The 17,170-nt window shown below is 38.0% G+C and carries 17 protein-coding genes; 8 read left to right on the top strand and 9 right to left on the bottom strand.

The annotated features are described in order from the left end of the window. Positions 1 to 401 precede the first annotated feature (401 nt). A complete protein-coding gene (locus AC1M9C_RS11315; protein WP_481953714.1) occupies positions 402 to 1,769 on the top strand; it encodes an NAD-dependent succinate-semialdehyde dehydrogenase in 1,368 nt (455 codons plus the stop codon). 35 nt (positions 1,770 to 1,804) lie between these two features. Here AC1M9C_RS11315 and AC1M9C_RS11310 read toward each other — a convergent pair whose 3' ends face one another. After that, the gene (locus AC1M9C_RS11310) at positions 1,805 to 2,251 is read right to left on the bottom strand and encodes an AAA family ATPase (protein ID WP_481953713.1); all 447 of its coding nucleotides are present in this window, start codon (positions 2,249 to 2,251) and stop codon (positions 1,805 to 1,807) included. Positions 2,252 to 2,344: 93 nt separating this feature from the next. On the opposite strand from AC1M9C_RS11310, the gene AC1M9C_RS11305 reads away from it, so the two are divergent. Further along, a complete protein-coding gene (locus AC1M9C_RS11305; protein WP_035268213.1) occupies positions 2,345 to 2,794 on the top strand; it encodes a hypothetical protein in 450 nt (149 codons plus the stop codon). Positions 2,795 to 2,800: 6 nt separating this feature from the next. Here AC1M9C_RS11305 and AC1M9C_RS11300 read toward each other — a convergent pair whose 3' ends face one another. From AC1M9C_RS11300 to AC1M9C_RS11285, 4 genes are all read right to left on the bottom strand, one after another. After that, positions 2,801 to 3,814 (bottom strand): pirin family protein, encoded by a 1,014-nt coding sequence (locus tag AC1M9C_RS11300; RefSeq protein ID WP_481953712.1) that lies wholly within the window; start codon positions 3,812 to 3,814, stop codon positions 2,801 to 2,803. 89 nt (positions 3,815 to 3,903) lie between these two features. Then, positions 3,904 to 4,488 carry a hypothetical protein gene (locus tag AC1M9C_RS11295; protein ID WP_481953711.1) on the bottom strand — a complete coding sequence of 195 codons (585 nt, stop codon included), beginning with the start codon at positions 4,486 to 4,488 and terminating at the stop codon, positions 3,904 to 3,906. 194 nt (positions 4,489 to 4,682) lie between these two features. Further along, on the bottom strand, positions 4,683 to 5,225 hold the full coding sequence (locus tag AC1M9C_RS11290; protein WP_481953710.1) for a glutathione peroxidase: 543 nt from the start codon (positions 5,223 to 5,225) through the stop codon (positions 4,683 to 4,685). A gap of 116 nt (positions 5,226 to 5,341) precedes the next feature. Then, on the bottom strand, positions 5,342 to 5,863 hold the full coding sequence (locus AC1M9C_RS11285; protein WP_092767874.1) for a hypothetical protein: 522 nt from the start codon (positions 5,861 to 5,863) through the stop codon (positions 5,342 to 5,344). 339 nt (positions 5,864 to 6,202) lie between these two features. Between AC1M9C_RS11285 and AC1M9C_RS11280 the strand changes: the two genes are divergently transcribed. Beyond that, complete coding sequence (locus AC1M9C_RS11280; protein ID WP_481953709.1) at positions 6,203 to 7,111, top strand: DMT family transporter; 909 nt, start codon at positions 6,203 to 6,205, stop codon at positions 7,109 to 7,111. A 385-nt stretch (positions 7,112 to 7,496) separates the two neighbouring features. Here the strand turns inward: AC1M9C_RS11280 and tsaC are convergent, their stop codons facing one another. The 3 genes from tsaC to AC1M9C_RS11265 are packed head-to-tail and all read right to left on the bottom strand — an operon-like array spanning position 7,497 to position 10,476. Then, entirely contained in the window at positions 7,497 to 8,066 is a 570-nt protein-coding gene (gene tsaC, locus AC1M9C_RS11275) for an L-threonylcarbamoyladenylate synthase type 1 TsaC (RefSeq protein ID WP_035268223.1), read from the bottom strand. Positions 8,067 to 8,113: 47 nt separating this feature from the next. After that, entirely contained in the window at positions 8,114 to 9,310 is a 1,197-nt protein-coding gene (dprA, locus tag AC1M9C_RS11270) for a DNA-processing protein DprA (RefSeq protein WP_481587698.1), read from the bottom strand. 14 nt (positions 9,311 to 9,324) lie between these two features. Beyond that, complete coding sequence (locus AC1M9C_RS11265) at positions 9,325 to 10,476, bottom strand: LysM peptidoglycan-binding domain-containing protein (protein ID WP_179999911.1); 1,152 nt, start codon at positions 10,474 to 10,476, stop codon at positions 9,325 to 9,327. A gap of 122 nt (positions 10,477 to 10,598) precedes the next feature. Between AC1M9C_RS11265 and def the strand changes: the two genes are divergently transcribed. The 4 genes from def (at position 10,599) to AC1M9C_RS11245 (ending at position 14,885) form a co-directional block, all read left to right on the top strand. Continuing rightward, positions 10,599 to 11,129: a peptide deformylase gene (gene def, locus AC1M9C_RS11260; protein WP_035268228.1), complete on the top strand. Its 531-nt coding sequence runs from the start codon at positions 10,599 to 10,601 to the stop codon at positions 11,127 to 11,129. 71 nt (positions 11,130 to 11,200) lie between these two features. After that, entirely contained in the window at positions 11,201 to 11,671 is a 471-nt protein-coding gene (locus tag AC1M9C_RS11255; protein WP_481587762.1) for a DUF2946 domain-containing protein, read from the top strand. A 70-nt stretch (positions 11,672 to 11,741) separates the two neighbouring features. Next, the gene (locus AC1M9C_RS11250) at positions 11,742 to 13,787 is read left to right on the top strand and encodes a TonB-dependent copper receptor (protein ID WP_481953708.1); all 2,046 of its coding nucleotides are present in this window, start codon (positions 11,742 to 11,744) and stop codon (positions 13,785 to 13,787) included. 168 nt (positions 13,788 to 13,955) lie between these two features. Next, the gene (locus tag AC1M9C_RS11245; RefSeq protein ID WP_035268234.1) at positions 13,956 to 14,885 is read left to right on the top strand and encodes a metal-dependent hydrolase; all 930 of its coding nucleotides are present in this window, start codon (positions 13,956 to 13,958) and stop codon (positions 14,883 to 14,885) included. A 41-nt stretch (positions 14,886 to 14,926) separates the two neighbouring features. Here AC1M9C_RS11245 and AC1M9C_RS11240 read toward each other — a convergent pair whose 3' ends face one another. Then, positions 14,927 to 16,135, bottom strand: a complete 1,209-nt coding sequence (locus AC1M9C_RS11240) for an oxygenase MpaB family protein (protein WP_035268237.1) — start codon at positions 16,133 to 16,135, stop codon at positions 14,927 to 14,929. An 84-nt stretch (positions 16,136 to 16,219) separates the two neighbouring features. Here AC1M9C_RS11240 and AC1M9C_RS11235 point away from each other — a divergent pair, with 84 nt between their 5' ends. Beyond that, complete coding sequence (locus tag AC1M9C_RS11235; RefSeq protein ID WP_035268244.1) at positions 16,220 to 16,822, top strand: TetR/AcrR family transcriptional regulator; 603 nt, start codon at positions 16,220 to 16,222, stop codon at positions 16,820 to 16,822. Positions 16,823 to 17,170 lie beyond the last annotated feature (348 nt).

Here is a 17,170-nt window from a genome sequence, read left to right as displayed (position 1 = left end):
GTCTTACCTTCAAGGTAGCTATTACTCTGTTAAGTACAATTTAAATCTGTTTCAAAATAATAAGAAACAACTTCAAAACTGCTTATTAAGAAGCTGAGTTTAAAACAGCACGTTCTACTTTGATTGATATTGTTGATCACCGTCTTACTAGTTGAAGTTAAACAGTAGGAGTTATGTACATCTACTTATAACTTTACCAAGAACTACGTAACGATTTGCACCAAACTGTAAACGATGCCTGAGTTGAATAAAAATAATGCTAAGTTGATTGATGTAAACAAAATTTTTGAGCACTTTTAGCTTATCTAGAGTTTGCGCAGCTAACGCGCACTTCAATGAATACGCTTAAATCAATACATAGCATTGAACTGTAAATTTTTATTGGCATGAAGGGAAGAATTATGAGTTATCAATCCATTAACCCATTTACCAATACTGTATACAAAGAATATCCATCACACCAACAACAAGATATTGATCGTGCTTTGGATTCAGCCGAATCTATTCTTAAATCAGATTGGGTAAAAAATGTAGATGAGCGCGTAAAAGTTTTACAACGTTTGGCAGCATTATTTAGAGAAAAAAAGAGTGAATTAGCCAAGCTCATTACTTTAGATATGGGTAAGCTCATTGAACAAAGTGAAGGTGAAATCGAATCCTGTGCTCAAATTGCTGAGTACTATGCAAAAAATACTGAACAATTTCTGAAATCAGTCCCCTATAAAACTGAGTTAGGCGAAGCTTGGGTGGAGCATCATCCATTAGGTATTATCATGGCTGTCGAACCATGGAATTTCCCATTTTATCAATTGGTCCGTGTATTCGCACCAAACTGTGGTATTGGAAATCCTGTATTGGCCAAACATGCAGGTATCGTTCCACAATGTGCTGAAGCATTTGAAAAACTCGTATTAGAAGCAGGAGCACCTAAAGGTGTTTGGACCAACCTATTTATCAATACCGATCAAGTCGCAGATATTATTGCAGACAAACGTGTGCGCGGTGTTGCATTAACTGGTTCAGAAGGAGCGGGTAGTGCCGTCGCTGCGCAAGCAGGCAAACACATTAAAAAGTCTACGCTTGAATTGGGTGGGAATGATGTATTTATCGTGCTGGATGATGCGGACTTAAACAAAGCGATTGAGATTGGCTGTAAAGCACGTGTAAATAATACAGGACAGGTGTGTACTGCAGCAAAACGATTTATTTTGCATAAAGACATCGCTGATCAGTTTAGAACGGGTTTAATTGAAGCATTTAAAGCGCTGAAAATTGGCGACCCATTAGATCGTAGTACCACATTGGGACCACTCTCATCGGAAAGTGCGCTTAAAAACTTGATTAAACAAGTGGATAAAGCAGTTCAGCAGGGTGCAACGTTGGTTATCGGTGGCAAAGCAATTGAGCATGATGGTTATTTCTATGAGCCGACAATTTTAGAAAATATTAGTCGAGATAATGAAGCTTGGTACGAAGAATTCTTTGGGCCAGTTGCTCAGATTTATGTTGCGGAAAATGAGGATGAAATCGTTGAAATTGCCAATGACTCTAATTATGGTCTTGGAGGTGTAATTCATTCTCAAGACATAGAGCGTGCAAAAAAATTAGCTTCTAGAATTGAAACAGGAATGGTGTGGATCAATTGGTTAACAGATACTGCTCCAGAATTACCATTTGGTGGCGTAAAGAATTCTGGTTATGGTCATGAACTGGCAGATTTAGGTTTTCAGGAATTTGTACAAAAAAAATTAGTGGTGGTGAAACAATAAAGTCTTTGAAATAAAGCGATCTTCGGGTCGCTTTATTATTTGGAGTCTAATATTAAATGGTGGTATTCACCTGCACCTTTTATCTTAATATGATGTATTTCATCAAACCCTTCTTGAAAATCAGGTACTTCTAACTTCTTATATGTTGCTCGAACACCGACTTCAGGAATATTGGCTTTACCGCTTCGTTGACCATTGCGTTCTAGCGTACTTTTTAAATCTGTTTCAAAGTAATATGAAATGACTTCAAAACCTGCTGTTTTGGCACGTTGAATATAACGAGCACGGTCTGCTTTGGTTGGGTTGGTATTGTCGATCACCGTTTTGGTTTTAGAGGTTAGACATGCTTCAAAGATCATGTTCTCCCGATGGCGAGTTTTTAGCATGTCTAAGTTAATTCTTAAATGTGAATGCGCCAAATGTAAAAGATAGTAGCTTGATTTGCCTGAAGCTTGAACTCCAGTGAAGATGATCAGTTGCATGGTTCAATTACATTAAAAGTATAAAGCTGAATTAAATCACGGCTTAGACTTTGCTACAATTCAGGTATAAGTCTAATAAATCCAAATAAAATAATGTATGGTCAAAGTCTAATTATCGCGCTAAGCATATTCACCTTCAGTCAGCTCACCGCATGTCAAAATTATTATTTAAGTCAGCCCAATGAACCTACTGAAGCGGCCTTGGTTGCCAACTCGTATAAAAATGGTTTAAGTGCTGAAATCGAGTTGGATTATCTCAGCGTATTTCAAAATCTGAGACAAGCATATCGTCGATGTATCGGTTTCACACGTGATGATGACCTAGTCTTTACTGAAAATAAGCTTGAAGAGCATATTGAAATGGCAACCCTATTTGCTCGAACAGAACGTGGTGAATATGTTCATAAGGCAACTGTAGAAAAGTTATCACCTACATTGACAAGATTTACCTTGTATTTGCCTCAACGTTATCCTTTTCCCAATGCGCGTTTTGAACAGGATATTAAACGAGCATTGGGCAAAGATGAATACTGTAATATTTAAACCTTGTTAAGCCCCATCTGAACTCATTTGTTCAGGATATTCCTTGCGTTTACCACCTTCATAGCTGGCAAAACGAGGTGTTTCACGTGAAAACGTTGGAGCATCGCTTGGCCAAGGCCAGTCACCAAAATGGGTCTCACGATATCGTTTGAATGCAACATCAAGTTCTTCTTTGCTGTTCAATACAAAAGGCCCTCGCATTGCAACTGGTGCACCAATAGGTTCACCTTCTAACCATAAGATTCTCGCTTCTTGATCACCTGCTTCAAGTTGAATTTCGGTGTCAGCTTTAAGCTCTACAAGATGTTTGAATTGAATGGTTGAATCAGCAATATTTAAAGTTGAACCCTGATAGAAGTAAGCAAATCGAGTGGAGGTCGCGGTGGTAGCTGGAATTTCAAGATGTGCGCCAGCTTCTAAAGTAATTAAGTATATATTCACTTTATTTTCTGCTGCAGCTGCCCAAGAATGTGGTGGGCGACTTAATGCATTTTGATTTTGATATTGTCCTGAAATAACTCGTACATCAATGCTGCGAGACTGGTGATCAGTCGCTTTCACATGTGGAATTTGTTCACGCCAAAACATTTTGTAATCAGCAGGTTGTTTTTTTTGTTCTGGAGATGAGTTAAACCAAATTTGAAATAATTCAAAAGGATTCTCTCGATCCTGATGGATTAATGGGAACATTTCACAGTGTTCAACACCATTTCCCGTACTTAGCCATTGCACATCGCCTGCAGCATATCGTCCACCATTACCCAAGGAATCAAAATGATCGACATAACCTTGTTCCACTAAAGTAATGGTTTCAAAACCCGTGTGTGGATGTTCGGGAAAGCCGGGAACAACACTACCATAATACATATTGAATTCTTGATTGATTGCAGGATGAACTGGTCCCATTTCAGCATTCCCGGCAGGGTAGTGATCAATATGATGAGCAGTAAAGATGAAAGGATCTTTTAAATCTAAACGAAAAGTAATAGGAGTTATATTATAGATGGGTGAGGTAGACATGCCGACTCCATGATATTTGAATTATTTAAGATCCAAATTAAAGAGAAATCCCTCACTCCACCATCTCTATTTTGTGAGAATAATGTATATCAATCCTCGGCTCGATTATTTTCTGTAGATGATCCGGACTGAGTCAAAAGCATACTGGCTAATTTCACCATTTCACCTTGGATATTACCCATTTGCTTTTCTAAAGCTGCAAAATCGATGTTGTTTAAATTCACTTGGCCGTTTAGTAATGGTGAAGCTAATACATTTTCATTTGCCGTTAAAATATTAGAACGAATCTGGGCAATTTCTTGGCTTTTTAGGTCAAGTCCTGTCAACGCATCGTTAAAGCCCAGTAATTGAGATTTCAAACTTTGCACTGACTGATCTAACTTTTGTGGATCTTTATTATTTACAGCTTCTTCTAAATCAGATTGTAGCTGTTGAATTTGCTCAATATATCCACCTGCTTTCAGCTGTACATCTGCCACATCACGTACAATATAAAACATATTGCCTGACTTTAAGTCAGCTGGATCAGTGACTTGGACAGGAGAAGATTCTTCAGCATTAGCTGCTGTTGATTCCTTTTCTTGATCGGGTTGTGGTTGCGGTTGACAACCTAACATCACGAGACCGAAGCCAAATAATGCAAAAGGGGTAATAATGCTTTGAAATACTTTCATTAATAAAACCAAATCGTTAATCACTTCATTCCAAGATACGATACAAATATGAGTTAAATCTGAATATTTGCAAAGCAATAACAAAAATTTTGATGTGAAAGAGTAACTTATGATTTTGACAGATTAATGAAGATATTTATTGAATTGAATAAGAAATAATCAAGTGACAAGATCGTCACTTGATCTTGATGAGATTATTTCGCCAGTTCAGCATTAATTGCATCAACAATACGCGCATCATCTGCAGTGATGTCTGGTGCAAAACGAGCAACGACTTCCCCTGTTTTTGAAACTAAGAATTTCTCAAAATTCCATAATACTTCAGGGGGATTATTAGGCGTTAAACCATAATCAACCAGATCTTTCCGCCAAGGCCCCTCACCAAGACGCTCTGGAATGGCATTTGTTAAAGCTTCATATAGCGGATGTTTATTCTCCCCAACCACTGGAATTTTCGCAAAAAGAGGGAAGTCCACTTGATAATTCACTGAACAAAATTGTTCAATCTCTTCATTGCTTCCTGGTTCCTGTTCAAGAAAGTCATTGGAAGGAAAACCAAGAATTTCGAATCCTTGTTGTTTTTTTTCACTATAGAGTTTTTGCAGACCTTCGTACTGTGGCGTAAGGCCGCATTTAGATGCTACATTCACGATCAATAATACTTTGCCTTCGTATTGCGATAAATCAACAGCCTGACCCTGAATTCTATTTACTGGAATGTTATAAACTGAAGCCATTTCAATGTCCTAATCATAAAGTACTTAAAATATGTAGATTGAAAATACCATGGCATATAGATCTCACCAAGGTGTCTACAGTGAAAAAAAACAGGCCTGACGGCCTGCTTTATGAGTTAAGATTTTGTCCCGACTTGGTTTTTAAGATTCTGCATGTCCTGTAATAAGCTTTGTTGTAACTCAACAGCTTTCTTTTGTAGTTCAGTGATTTCATTCATATCAGGCTTTTCTTTAACACCTGCTTCTGCGAGGTCCAATCCAAGCTCATTCGATTCTTTCATTTTATCTCGAAGAGATGCACCTTCAGTACTTTTGAGCGCAAGTTTGTCTAGATCATCATTAAATTGATCCACATAGTTATCCATCTTCTCAACCACTGCGTCTAATTCAGCTTTATTATTGTTTTGCGCAGCTTGTGTCACTTCGTTTTGAAATGCCAAAGCCTCTTGAGCTTTTGTATTTGAAATTTGATCCAGTAAATCTAAGTCATGTTGAATATCTGCATTTACATTGGTACTTAATGTATTGCTTTGAACTGTTTCAGCGGCAGTAGGTGAGGATTGATCGTTAGACTTTTTATCACAAGCGGTTAGAAAAACAGCTGTAGTGCATAGTGATGCAATGAGAAGTTTTTTCATAATTTATCCTTTTTATATGCTCGGTTCAATGCACTCACATTCACGATGAAGCACATTGAAAAATATTCAGTTAACCCGTTGATGGGAAAATTCAAGCATTTACGATCTCATAGCTCACACACAGCTTCTAGTGTTGTTTTGTAGAGGAATCCCTGTAAAAAAGTGAAAAGTGTTTTAAAATAGAACAGCACTCTACTTAATTTTTTAAGTAAAAATATTAGACTTAGATGGCTGTTCTGCAGTCATTAACAATGAGGGGGGTGTGTTTCATGGAATGAAAAAGTCTAAAAATTGATGAAATCTTGATCTTAACGATTAAATAAAAATTAGGATGAAAATATGACATTTGAAAAAAAGCATTTGCTCTGGGCTCTATCATTGCCAGTCATTGCTGTATTGATTTGGTCGTTGAATATAGCCATTACACGATATGTTGCAGAGTATATTTCACCTGTCAGTATTAGTTTTTATCGTTGGATTATTGCCTTTTTGATTTTAACACCCTTTATTCTACCTAAAGTCATCAAACAGCGTACTTTGGTACGACAAAATATAGTGAAATTAGCAGTGCTGAGTGCATTTGGTATGGTGCTTTATCAGGGGTTAGCTTACACCGCAGCACATTACACGACTGCAACCAATATGGGCATAATTAATGCCTTTATTCCAATTTTCACCATTTTTGTTTCACTGATGATTTTAAAAGAGTTTCCAACTCGATTTGCAGTGGTGGGTAGTATTTTATCATTTATCGGCCTGATTTATGTTATCAGTCAGGGGCGTCTAGATACACTGATTCATCTGGGTGGGCATTGGGGCGACATGATTATGATCGTCGCGGTATTCTTCTATGCTTTTTATGGTGTATTTCTCAAAAAGTGGCAACTCGAGCTCCCTTTAATGATTAGTCTTTATATTCAGATTGGTTTTGCAGTGTTGTACCACTTACCATTCGTTGCCGTATTGGGTCTCGATGCAATTGATCTGGATAACGGCTTGAGTGTGTTATATGCGGGAATTTTCCCTTCGATTATTGCGCCGTTAGTATGGATGTTGGCTGTTCAACATTTAGGCCCAAATCGAACCAGCATCTTTATGAACTTAATGCCAATCTTTACCGCCATCATTGCTTATGTTTGGTTAAAAGAAGCATGGACGATTTATCACAGTTTAGGCGGAATCGGGATTTTGATAGGTATTGCTTTAGCACAGAAAAAAACTTCATTCATAAAGGCTAAGAGTGTTTAAAAAACAGACAATCGATTTATTTTTTTATTATACTTAAAATCTATAAAAGCTTATTGATCTAAATTAACTATCATTAGGCTTTTTAAAAAGTAAAATTAATAATTAAAAATAGGTACTTAATTATATCAATTGAACTAATAAATAATCTTTATAAGAAAAATGATGATTTGAAACTCTAAGTCTTAGTAATTGTGTAATATTTTTTTTTGTAGCATAATATGCGTACTGCAGAGAAAGCGATAATACACTCTTTTTCTGTACAGATGAATTTCTGAACCCTCTGGATGTGATTAGCACATCCTTTTATATGCTCAGTCAATACCTTTATGACTGAGCTTTTTTTTGTCTTAAATAATAAGTTTTAAGTCTCAGCATATCATGCTTTTTAAGCACGAATGACATCACCAGTTTCTGCATCTAATATTCGGCTAGGTTCTTGGCTCAGGCCTAAATCTCCATTTAAATAATTTAATTCAGCACCAAAGTACTGATTGACTTCTTGCAATGAGCGAGCGGGGTCTAAACCAGCAGGATTTGCACTGGTTGAAACAATAAACCCATCAAATGCGTTGCACAGTGCGATGCAAAGAGGGTGGTTGGTGACTCGAATAGCAACCTTAGGATGTTTGCCTCGAATCCAAAGTGGTATTTGCTCATCAGCAGGGAGAAGCCATGTTGTGGCGCGATCTTGATAAGATGTTTGTGACCAACTTTCAATTACCGCATCACGGCGGTCTTGAGGAAGCTTTGATAATAAATGTTCAACCTGACTGACTTGACCAGCCAGTAAGATCACCCCTTTTTCGATAGGGCGTTGTTTTAATCTTAAAATTTCTTTAAAAGCATTTTCATTAAAAGGGTCGCAACCTAAGCCCCATACTGCTTCTGTAGGATAAGCCAAAACTTGACCTTGTTTTAGACATTGAGCAGCCTCAGCAACTGAGGTTGTTAACATAAGCGTTCACCATTCTCTTGATTAAAAGACTATTGTGAACCTTAATTTTAATTACGGCAACGAAGGTATAACCCAGATTGTTGAATACAGCGTCCTAAAAGTTCTAACTCCATCAAGTGACTGGTGAGTGTCGCTGTGTCTAAATCAAGGGTTGCAGCAATTTGATCGAGATCGCGTCCAACCCAATCTAATTGTTGAAATACAGCTAACAGATGTATAGGAATCGAATGCTCATCATCCTCATACTTACTTAACTTTGGATGGTCTACTGAATGAACTATTTCGTCATTTTGGAACTCATTAGGATTGTTTTTTCGTGACAGAGATGCTTGTTGATGTTGCCATTGAGTCGGCAGGGCTAAATCTTCAATGATCTGATCAGGATGATCAACTAAGATGGCACCTTCACGAATCAACTGATGGCAACCTTGATGAAATTCACTATAAATATGACCTGGAATTGCAAAGGTCGTTTTACCTTGATTTGCAGCAGCTTGGGCCGTAATTAATGAACCACTGCCCAATTGAGCTTCCGCTACCAATATTCCTAAACTTAAGCCACTTACGATTCTATTTCTGCGTGGAAAATTATGCTGAAGCGGTTTTGTACCGGGTAAAAACTCAGAAATGATGGTCCCGTTCTGCTTCAAGATTTGATCATGTAATGGGCGATTTTGTGATGGGTAAATTAAATCTAATCCTGTACCGATAACGGCGATTGTTCTGCCATGTTGCAAAGCACCCTGATGGGCTGCTTCATCAATCCCTTGTGCTAATCCACTCGTGATATAAAAACCTTGATCACTCAGATAATACGCAAAATCATATGCGACTTGTTTGCCATGTGGACTTGGTTTACGGCTTCCAACAATGGCAATTTGTGCTTCAGATAAATGTTGTGCTTTACCTTTCCCAAATAAAATTGGGGGGCGGTCATGATAGGGCATCAATTGCTGAGGGTAGTCTGGATCTTGCTCAGTGAGTATAAAATCAGAATGTTGATGAATTTGATACAGAATTCGCTCAAATTCTTGTTGCTGTTGATCAGAGAAAAATTGAGATGCACGCTCGATATGGTTTTTATGTAAGTTGAGCTGATGCCATTGATTTAGATGATTTTTCTGTACAGCATCTTGAGCTGAACCAAAATGCTGAACAAGTTTTTGATAAGCACTGAGTGAATGTTGAACGAGATACCAGAGTTTAATATAAGCCAACTGATGGTCGTTAATCTCGTTCAACATATCCGCACCTAATTTTAATTTTCAACCATTGGTGATGGTTCTAATACAGCACCTACTTTAATTGGAAGTGCGCTGTCTAGCACGTAAGCGTAACTTAATTGATCGAAAGTTTTAAAAATCATTAAGTTGCCCACACGCTGATTAGGCAGTTGAATATTTTCTTTGGTCTTCGGGTCTTTAACCACTTCGCCTTGTTGGAAAATACTTAACACGTGACCATTTTTTGCACCGTGAACGTTTCCTCGGTTAATGGTGACAACACTATGTTGAGCTGCTGTACCAATAGAACCCATAACACGAATCACTTGACCGCCTGGCTGAATATCCGTTGTTGCCGTTGGATAGAAGAGGCTTGGTAATTCATTTTGAAATTTAGGTAAAACGTAATCACCGCGACGAACTTCGGCATTAAAACTTTGTTTAAGCTCTAAGGTTGAAATTTCATTTTCGTTGGCAACAGCGACTGCAGTAGCTACCTCAATCAGTTCAAGTGCACCTGTGTATTTTTTCCCTTTTTCATCTAAGAAAACATACGGTTCAGCTTCACGATAAACACCGTAGCTTTGTCCAGGGTTAATCCCTTGACCACGTGCATAAACTGTTTGACCTTCCCCAGCAACGATACGACGATCTGCCGAACCGAGAATATAAGGTGTGCTTTGCAAAGCATCAGGCGCAACGATAATACTTCTTTCTAGCCAAGGTTGAATATCATCCAAGGGAATAATTGGAATGGTATTCCCTAAGCTTTCAACACGTACTTGAGGTTTTAGATTGATAGCACCAAGATGACGACGAATAACGCCTTCACAACCGTCACCTTCATCTTTACCAATCAGTGGACGCCCATCTAATGTACAGAGTAGTAAGCGATCACCTGGGTAGATCCAGTGTGGATTTTTGACATGTTTATTGGATGCCCAAATTTCTTTCCAACGCCAAGGTGAGCGCAAAAATTTACCTGAAATGTCCCACAAAGTGTCGCCTTTTTTGACCACATAAACGTGAGGAGCACCGGCCTTAATCGATGGTGGGCTTACATTTGGACTGGCTTGTGTCATTTGCGCGGTAAACAAGCCCGCACTAATGCAAATTGCAAGTGAAAGGCAGCGTTTCTTTAACCCCAGAGCATGTGAAAAAGCCATGCCATTGAAAACCTTTTTCATTATCATAATTCCTAAAATTATGTATCTATTTGCGCTATAATACGCATATTACACGTATTATTTGATGAAGCATTAACTTCATTTAATTTTTAAGATCAATGGCATAGCCGGTGAGGAGCAGCATGGCCTTATTACCAATTTTAAGTTTTCCTGATCCCCGTTTGCGTACTATTGCCAAACCTGTAGAGGAAGTGACGGATGAAATTCGTCAACTTGCTGCAGACATGTTTGAAACCATGTATGAAGCACCAGGTATTGGTCTAGCTGCAACCCAAGTTGATCATCATATTCAGCTTATCGTCATGGACTTGTCTGAAGATAAAAATCAGCCGATGGTTTTTATTAATCCTAAAGTCACCCCATTAACTGAAGATACCCAACCTTATGAAGAGGGTTGTCTATCAGTTCCACAAATATACGATAAAGTTGAGCGTCCGTCACGCGTCAAAATTGACGCAATTAATTTAGAAGGGCAAGCTTTTGAATTAGAAGCTGATGGTCTTTTGGCAGTATGTATCCAGCACGAAATGGATCATCTGAACGGGAAATTATTTGTTGATTATCTATCTCCTTTAAAACGCCAAAGAGCGCGTGAAAAGGTAGAAAAAGTCGTTCGTCAGCGTCAAAAAGAAAAAGTTGCTGTAAAGCGTTAATTTTCTAAGAACTTTAAATATATTGATAAAGCCCAATTTCGATTGGGCTTTGTTATAATTGCTCAAATTTTATTTGGAATGACAATTTGTTCCGCAATGGGTTGCTGCTGAGTTTCGCAGCAGTATTATTACAGATCGCTGTTTTTCTTCAGCCTTTGCTTCCAGCGCAATATCAAATTGCGCCGGTCTGCGAAACGATCACCCGTGCCTTATTCGAACAGCCTAATCATTCTAGTATTACAACGCTCGCTCATCATGCTCATCATGGTTCCACTTCACATGCGTTACATGAACATCATGAGTCTAAGCGCTATGTTGAATCCTCGCATAGTGGGCACGATCATCATGACCCAAACCATCAATGCCAATACTGTACTGTATTTGGTAATTTGATTTTGCCACCTGAGCTGAATGTTAAAGAAGTTTTTGTACGTTTGAATATACGTTTGATCGCATTCCAAAAAGCGTTCAAACATATTTATTTCGACTTACAGCGTTTATTCCTTTTACCTCAAGGTCGGGCACCACCACTCTTTTCTTAAATGTTGTCTTTATTTTTAGGGTCTTGAATGACTCTAGCATTGTCATATTTAAATTTTGAGTGAATATATCATGGCTCAGCCAAAATTCTATTTACAGCCACTAGCGGCTGCGATTTCCATTGCCTTTATTTCGCAAACTTCATTTGCTGAAGTCCAATCTACAGCGTCAAATACAACACCTGATACACACACGACGAACTTAGCGCCAATTGTTGCTACAGCTCTACAAGGTAATGATGCTAATGGCTTGATTGTACGGGCAAACCCGAAGCAACCCATTCAGCCTATTCCTGCGTCGGATGGCGCAGATTACTTACAAAGTATTGTAGGGTTTAGCAGCGTAAATAGTGGTGCAGGTACGAATGGTGATGTGACCTTTCGTGGAATGTTTGGATCACGAATCAAAATTCTAACAGATGGAACTGAAAATTTAGGCGCATGCCCGAGTCGTATGGATTCACCGACTTCGTATATCTCACCTGAGAGCTATGATCGAATCTCGGTGATTAAAGGTCCACAAACTGTGCAGTATGCCAACACAGGTTCAGCAGCCACTGTGATTTTCGAGCGACGCCCAGAACAATTGAATGATGAAAAAAATTATCGAGGTCAGGCAAGTGTATTAATGGGCTCTTTTGGGCGTTTAGACCAAAATATTGAGGCAGCGGCAGGAGATGAACAAAAATATATTCGAATCAATAGCAACCGATCAGTTTCAAATAGTTATCAAGATGGTAATGGGGCGACCGTGCCATCAGATTGGAAACGATGGAATGCAGATTTAGCATTGGGCTGGACACCTAATGCAGATACATGGATCGAGGTAACTGGCGGTAAGGCTGATGGTGAGGCTGTATATGCTGGGCGAGATATGGATGGTTCTAAATTTGCCCGCGAGAGCTTGGGATTAAGATTTGAGAAAAAGAATCTCTCAGAGGTAGTTAAAAAAGTTGAGGCGCAAGTCAATTACAACTTTAATGATCATGTGATGGATAATTTTAGTTTGCGTGATGTTGATGGCGCGGATCGCGCTATGAATGTGACACGTCGTACTTTGAATGCACGTTTAGCCACAACGATGGAGTGGGATAAAGCAATATTCATTACGGGTGTTGATACTCAGAATAATCAACATGCTGGTGGAATGTATCATTCAAGCATGCCAATGATGAATACTCCACTGACAGAGGATATGAAGTTTCAATCTTATGGCGGGTTCACTGAATTATCATATCCATTGAATGATCATAATAAGTTGGTCACAGGTGTTCGGGTTGATCAAGTTAGGATTAAAAACTTAAAAATGGTTCAAGAACGTCAGGAAACATTACCAAGTGGTTTTATACGGTTTGAAAATCAACATCCAGAGCATGATGCTAAAACCTATATTGGTCTAGGCTATGTAGAGCGCGTACCAGATTATTGGGAGTTATTTAAGACAGATTACCAAGGCAATGCTGTTGCTACTTTCAAGGATTTAGAAACAGAAAAAACCTTACAGTTGGATGTTGGATACCAACATAATCACGGGGCACTCAGTTCATGGGCATCAGCTTATGCCGGTTTGATTAATGATTTCATATTATTGAATTATGACCCAGCAAAAATGACTGGTCATGGTAAAAATGCTGCTGATTCTAGAAATGTTGATGCGACAATCGCAGGGGCAGAAGCTGGAATAGGTTATCAATTTAGTGATGCTGTTCAGGCAGATCTTAGTGCGATGTATGCTTGGGGAAAAAACACAACTGATCATCAACCTTTACCTCAAATATCTCCGCTGGAAGCACGTGTAAATTTAAGATATGTGCAAGAGCGCTTTAACTTAGGTTTATTGTGGCGTGTGGTAGATGGGCAGGATCGTGTCAGTATTAATCAAGGTAATATTGTAGGTAAGGATTTTAAAACGAGTTCAGGTTTCTCAACGCTGTCTTTAAATGGCACTTATCAAATTCATCAAGGTGTCGATTTGAGTATTGGAATTGATAATGTTCTGGATAAAGTCTATACGGAACACTTAAATAAAGCAGGTAGTGCTGGATTTGGTTTTGCACAGAATGAACAATTTATTAATATAGGACGTAATTATTGGGCGCGTGTGAGTATGAAGTTCTAGTCATATTCAGTTTATTTGACGTATTAAGCCTAACACCCATTTAGATCGCCGTCTGAATGGGTGTTTTCTTTAAAATTGTCAGACATAAAATATGAATGTCCTTAAATGATATTGTGATGAGGTTATCATTATTTTAAAAATAATAAAAAAGATGTAATGGATAATAAAATGACAACAATGAGTCAAGTTCATCAACTACATGGTCGTAAAGTAAAGTTTGATTTCAATCATATTCCAAAGCATTGGATTGAAAATGACCCTGTTTCTACCCATATGTTGAATACAGCACATATGATTTTACCTGCGGGTGAGTTTTGGTTTTGCCGTGTATTTAATAAAGCTTTACCGTTCGTCAAAGACGAACAATTAAAAGCAGATGTGAAAGGTTTTATTCAACAAGAGGCGATTCATGGTCGTACTCATCAACACGCACAAGTTTATTTTGATCAACATGGATTAGATGTAAAGCCGTTCATTCAACGCATGCATTATCTTTTTGAAATCCTTTTAGGAGAAAATCCAGTAGGTATCAAAATGATGAAAAAAGTGGTTGGTGAAAAACGTTGGTTAATCTTCCGACTGGGTGTGATTGCAGCTATTGAGCACTATACTGGTGTGGCAGGGCAGTGGAGCTTGGACAATACTTCATTGGATAAAGCCGATCCAATCATGGCTGATCTATTCCGTTGGCATCTTGCAGAAGAAGTTGAACATCGTACGGTTGCGTATGATTTGTTTAAACATATGTTTGAATCAGAGTTTAATTTTCAAATTTCAAAAAATGCTTTGATGACCTTTATCTTCCCTATTATGGCAGCGGTTTGGGTTGAAGGCGGCAAAACAATTTTGAAACAAGATAAAGATGCAGGTAAGTTTAGACATATGGGTACTTTAAGACTCATTATGCAAATGGAAAAAATTAGCCGTAAGACTGATCATATTCCTACCTTCAGTCATTTAACTTTAGCTACTATCCGTTGGTTTAGTCCAAAGTTTCATCCAGTGCAAGAAGGTAATACTCAACAAGCTTTGGATTATCTAGCACGTTCTCCATCAGCACTTCGAGCTGAGCAAGAGGCAACATTAAGAATGTCTTAAAAATATACATGAAAAAACCGAGCCTTAGCTCGGTTTTTTATTTATTGATGCATACTTGCCAGCTGTTTTCCTGCATTTTGATATAAATCGAGAGCTTGTTCTTGTTGTGATCGCCCTTTACGCTGTAAATAAAGATCAAGCTTTGGTATTTTTTTTGCGCCAGCATAAATCACAGTATTTTTGGTCAGTAGGTACAGTGGATACCACGGCAGTATTCGAGGTTTAAGCCCTAAATTTTTCATTTTTTTACGGCCCATAAAGATTTGGGTAACGTCTAAGTGGTTCTGGTAGGCTTTTTTCTGCATGAAACGTTTAAAATGTTTATATTCGCGTTCAAATGGTTCTTTGGATAGGCTTACTGCAAGCTGACGACTACTTTCATCCACTTGAGGATGAGCATAATTCATCCATTGCAATAATTTCCAGCCTTCAGACTCTTTATCAATCAGCCATTGTTCGTCAACACCCATTAACCAGCCTGTATATTTCCAAAAATGCATAATCGCATCGACTTCACTTTTGGTTGGAAAAATACCGATTGCTCGAATACCTAAAAGCATCACACCGCTGAAAGCAATATTTGTCATTGCCTGATCATATTGGTTAATCGGCATTCCCCAAATATCCCAGTCCCAATCTTTGGATTTTTTTAGATGGTAGCGAACTAAAGAATGGATGAAACGCACAAAAATTGTTGAAGTAAAGCCATCATTAAAGCGTTGAAATCCATTCGGCTTAGTAACATCTAGCCACCATTTATGCGTTTCTGCTAAGCGCTTGCCTGCATATTTGCTTAGAGCACCTGTTAAAATCAAAGGTTGATTGAAGCCAGGGTATTGATATCCAGTCATTAGGGCGAGATCACGCATAATAAAAGTGACATTTGCGCCTAAACGATGCGTGAATTGAATTGCACGATCAATTTTTTCTTGATCAAACCAAACAGGCTGTTGTTCCACGAGATCAAAGAATGCTTTGATTTCAGGGACTGGTTTGGGAAGAGCATCTAAGCCTTGATATAACGCCGTTTCAAAAAGCTTTCGATTTTCGCGTGGATTGGTCATCACCCAATCCATTAAGCGATCCATCGGCACATCACCCGTATGTAAACTTTCATTTAACTCTAAATATTCAGCATAAGTTGGAATGAAGTTTTGATCGGTCATTTTATGTAGAAGCTTAGACAATAGATCGCTACGCTTCATTCGCTCATATGAAGCCATACGTTTTGGAATGCTTAAATTTGACATGGTGTAATTAATCTGGTTATTGTTTGATCAAAGATTAATATGAATATTTATTCGCATTCAATTCGCATTATTAGAATGGCAGCTATGAGAAAAAGACCCCAACAACAAAGAGCAAAGCTGGTAGTCGATAGTATTTTGGAAGCGACTCTGATATGCATTTCTGAAATGGGCCTAGATCAAGTCACTACGCCAAAAATATCTGAAAAATCAGGGGTGAGCGTAGGCTCTATCTATCAATATTTCGAAAATAAAGATCAGATAATTTTAGAATTGTTACGCCGTAAGAGTGAAAACTTAGGTTTGTCACTTAAAGCGCTGGCGATGAATCAAGAAGAAATGGATTTAAAAACCTTGGTCGATGTTAGTCTTCAATTCGGATTTGATGTAATGAGAGAAGATAATGGTTTCTTCTTTGAAGTCCTGAAACATTGGCATGGCTACAATAATTCAGAAGCAGCAAAGGTTCTAGAAAAGCATTTTTTTGAAGTTGGTTTATATGTATTTAATCGTTTCTATCGTCATTGGGACTTCGAAACACTTAAGCATAAATCTTTTGTGATTATTAATAGTACCTTGTTCACAATGATGAGGTTTGTAAGTAACAATGATTTTCTTATTTCAGAACAACAGCTTAAGAGAGAACTAAGTGCAATGATTTTGTCTTATTTAGACAGTGATAAGAGTTAAAAGCTCATACAAATAAAATTATATATAAAAAACATATAGTTAATGTGTCATTGGTTTATTAACTATACAAACAAATAGAAAAAATTGAAAAAGTAGTTGCGTAAGAAAATAAATGGCCTATAATGCACATCCATCGGCGGTGATGAAGATTAAAACTTCTGATAAAACAGTGATTTAGCTAAGATTGGTTGAGTTGGGTTTTGGAAAGAAAGTTTAAAAATAATTTGAATTACTGGTTGACTCTTTAGAAATAAAGAGTAATATAGCCGACCTAGCTTGATGCTGACGAAGCATTAAGAAGATCATTAAGAGATTATGAAGAACAACTTGTGTGGATTTTTACTGGTT

This window comes from Acinetobacter sp. 24-47-39 (assembly GCF_056783825.1).
Note: the sequence above shows the minus strand (reverse complement) of the source record. Positions and strands in the feature narration are given on the sequence as shown.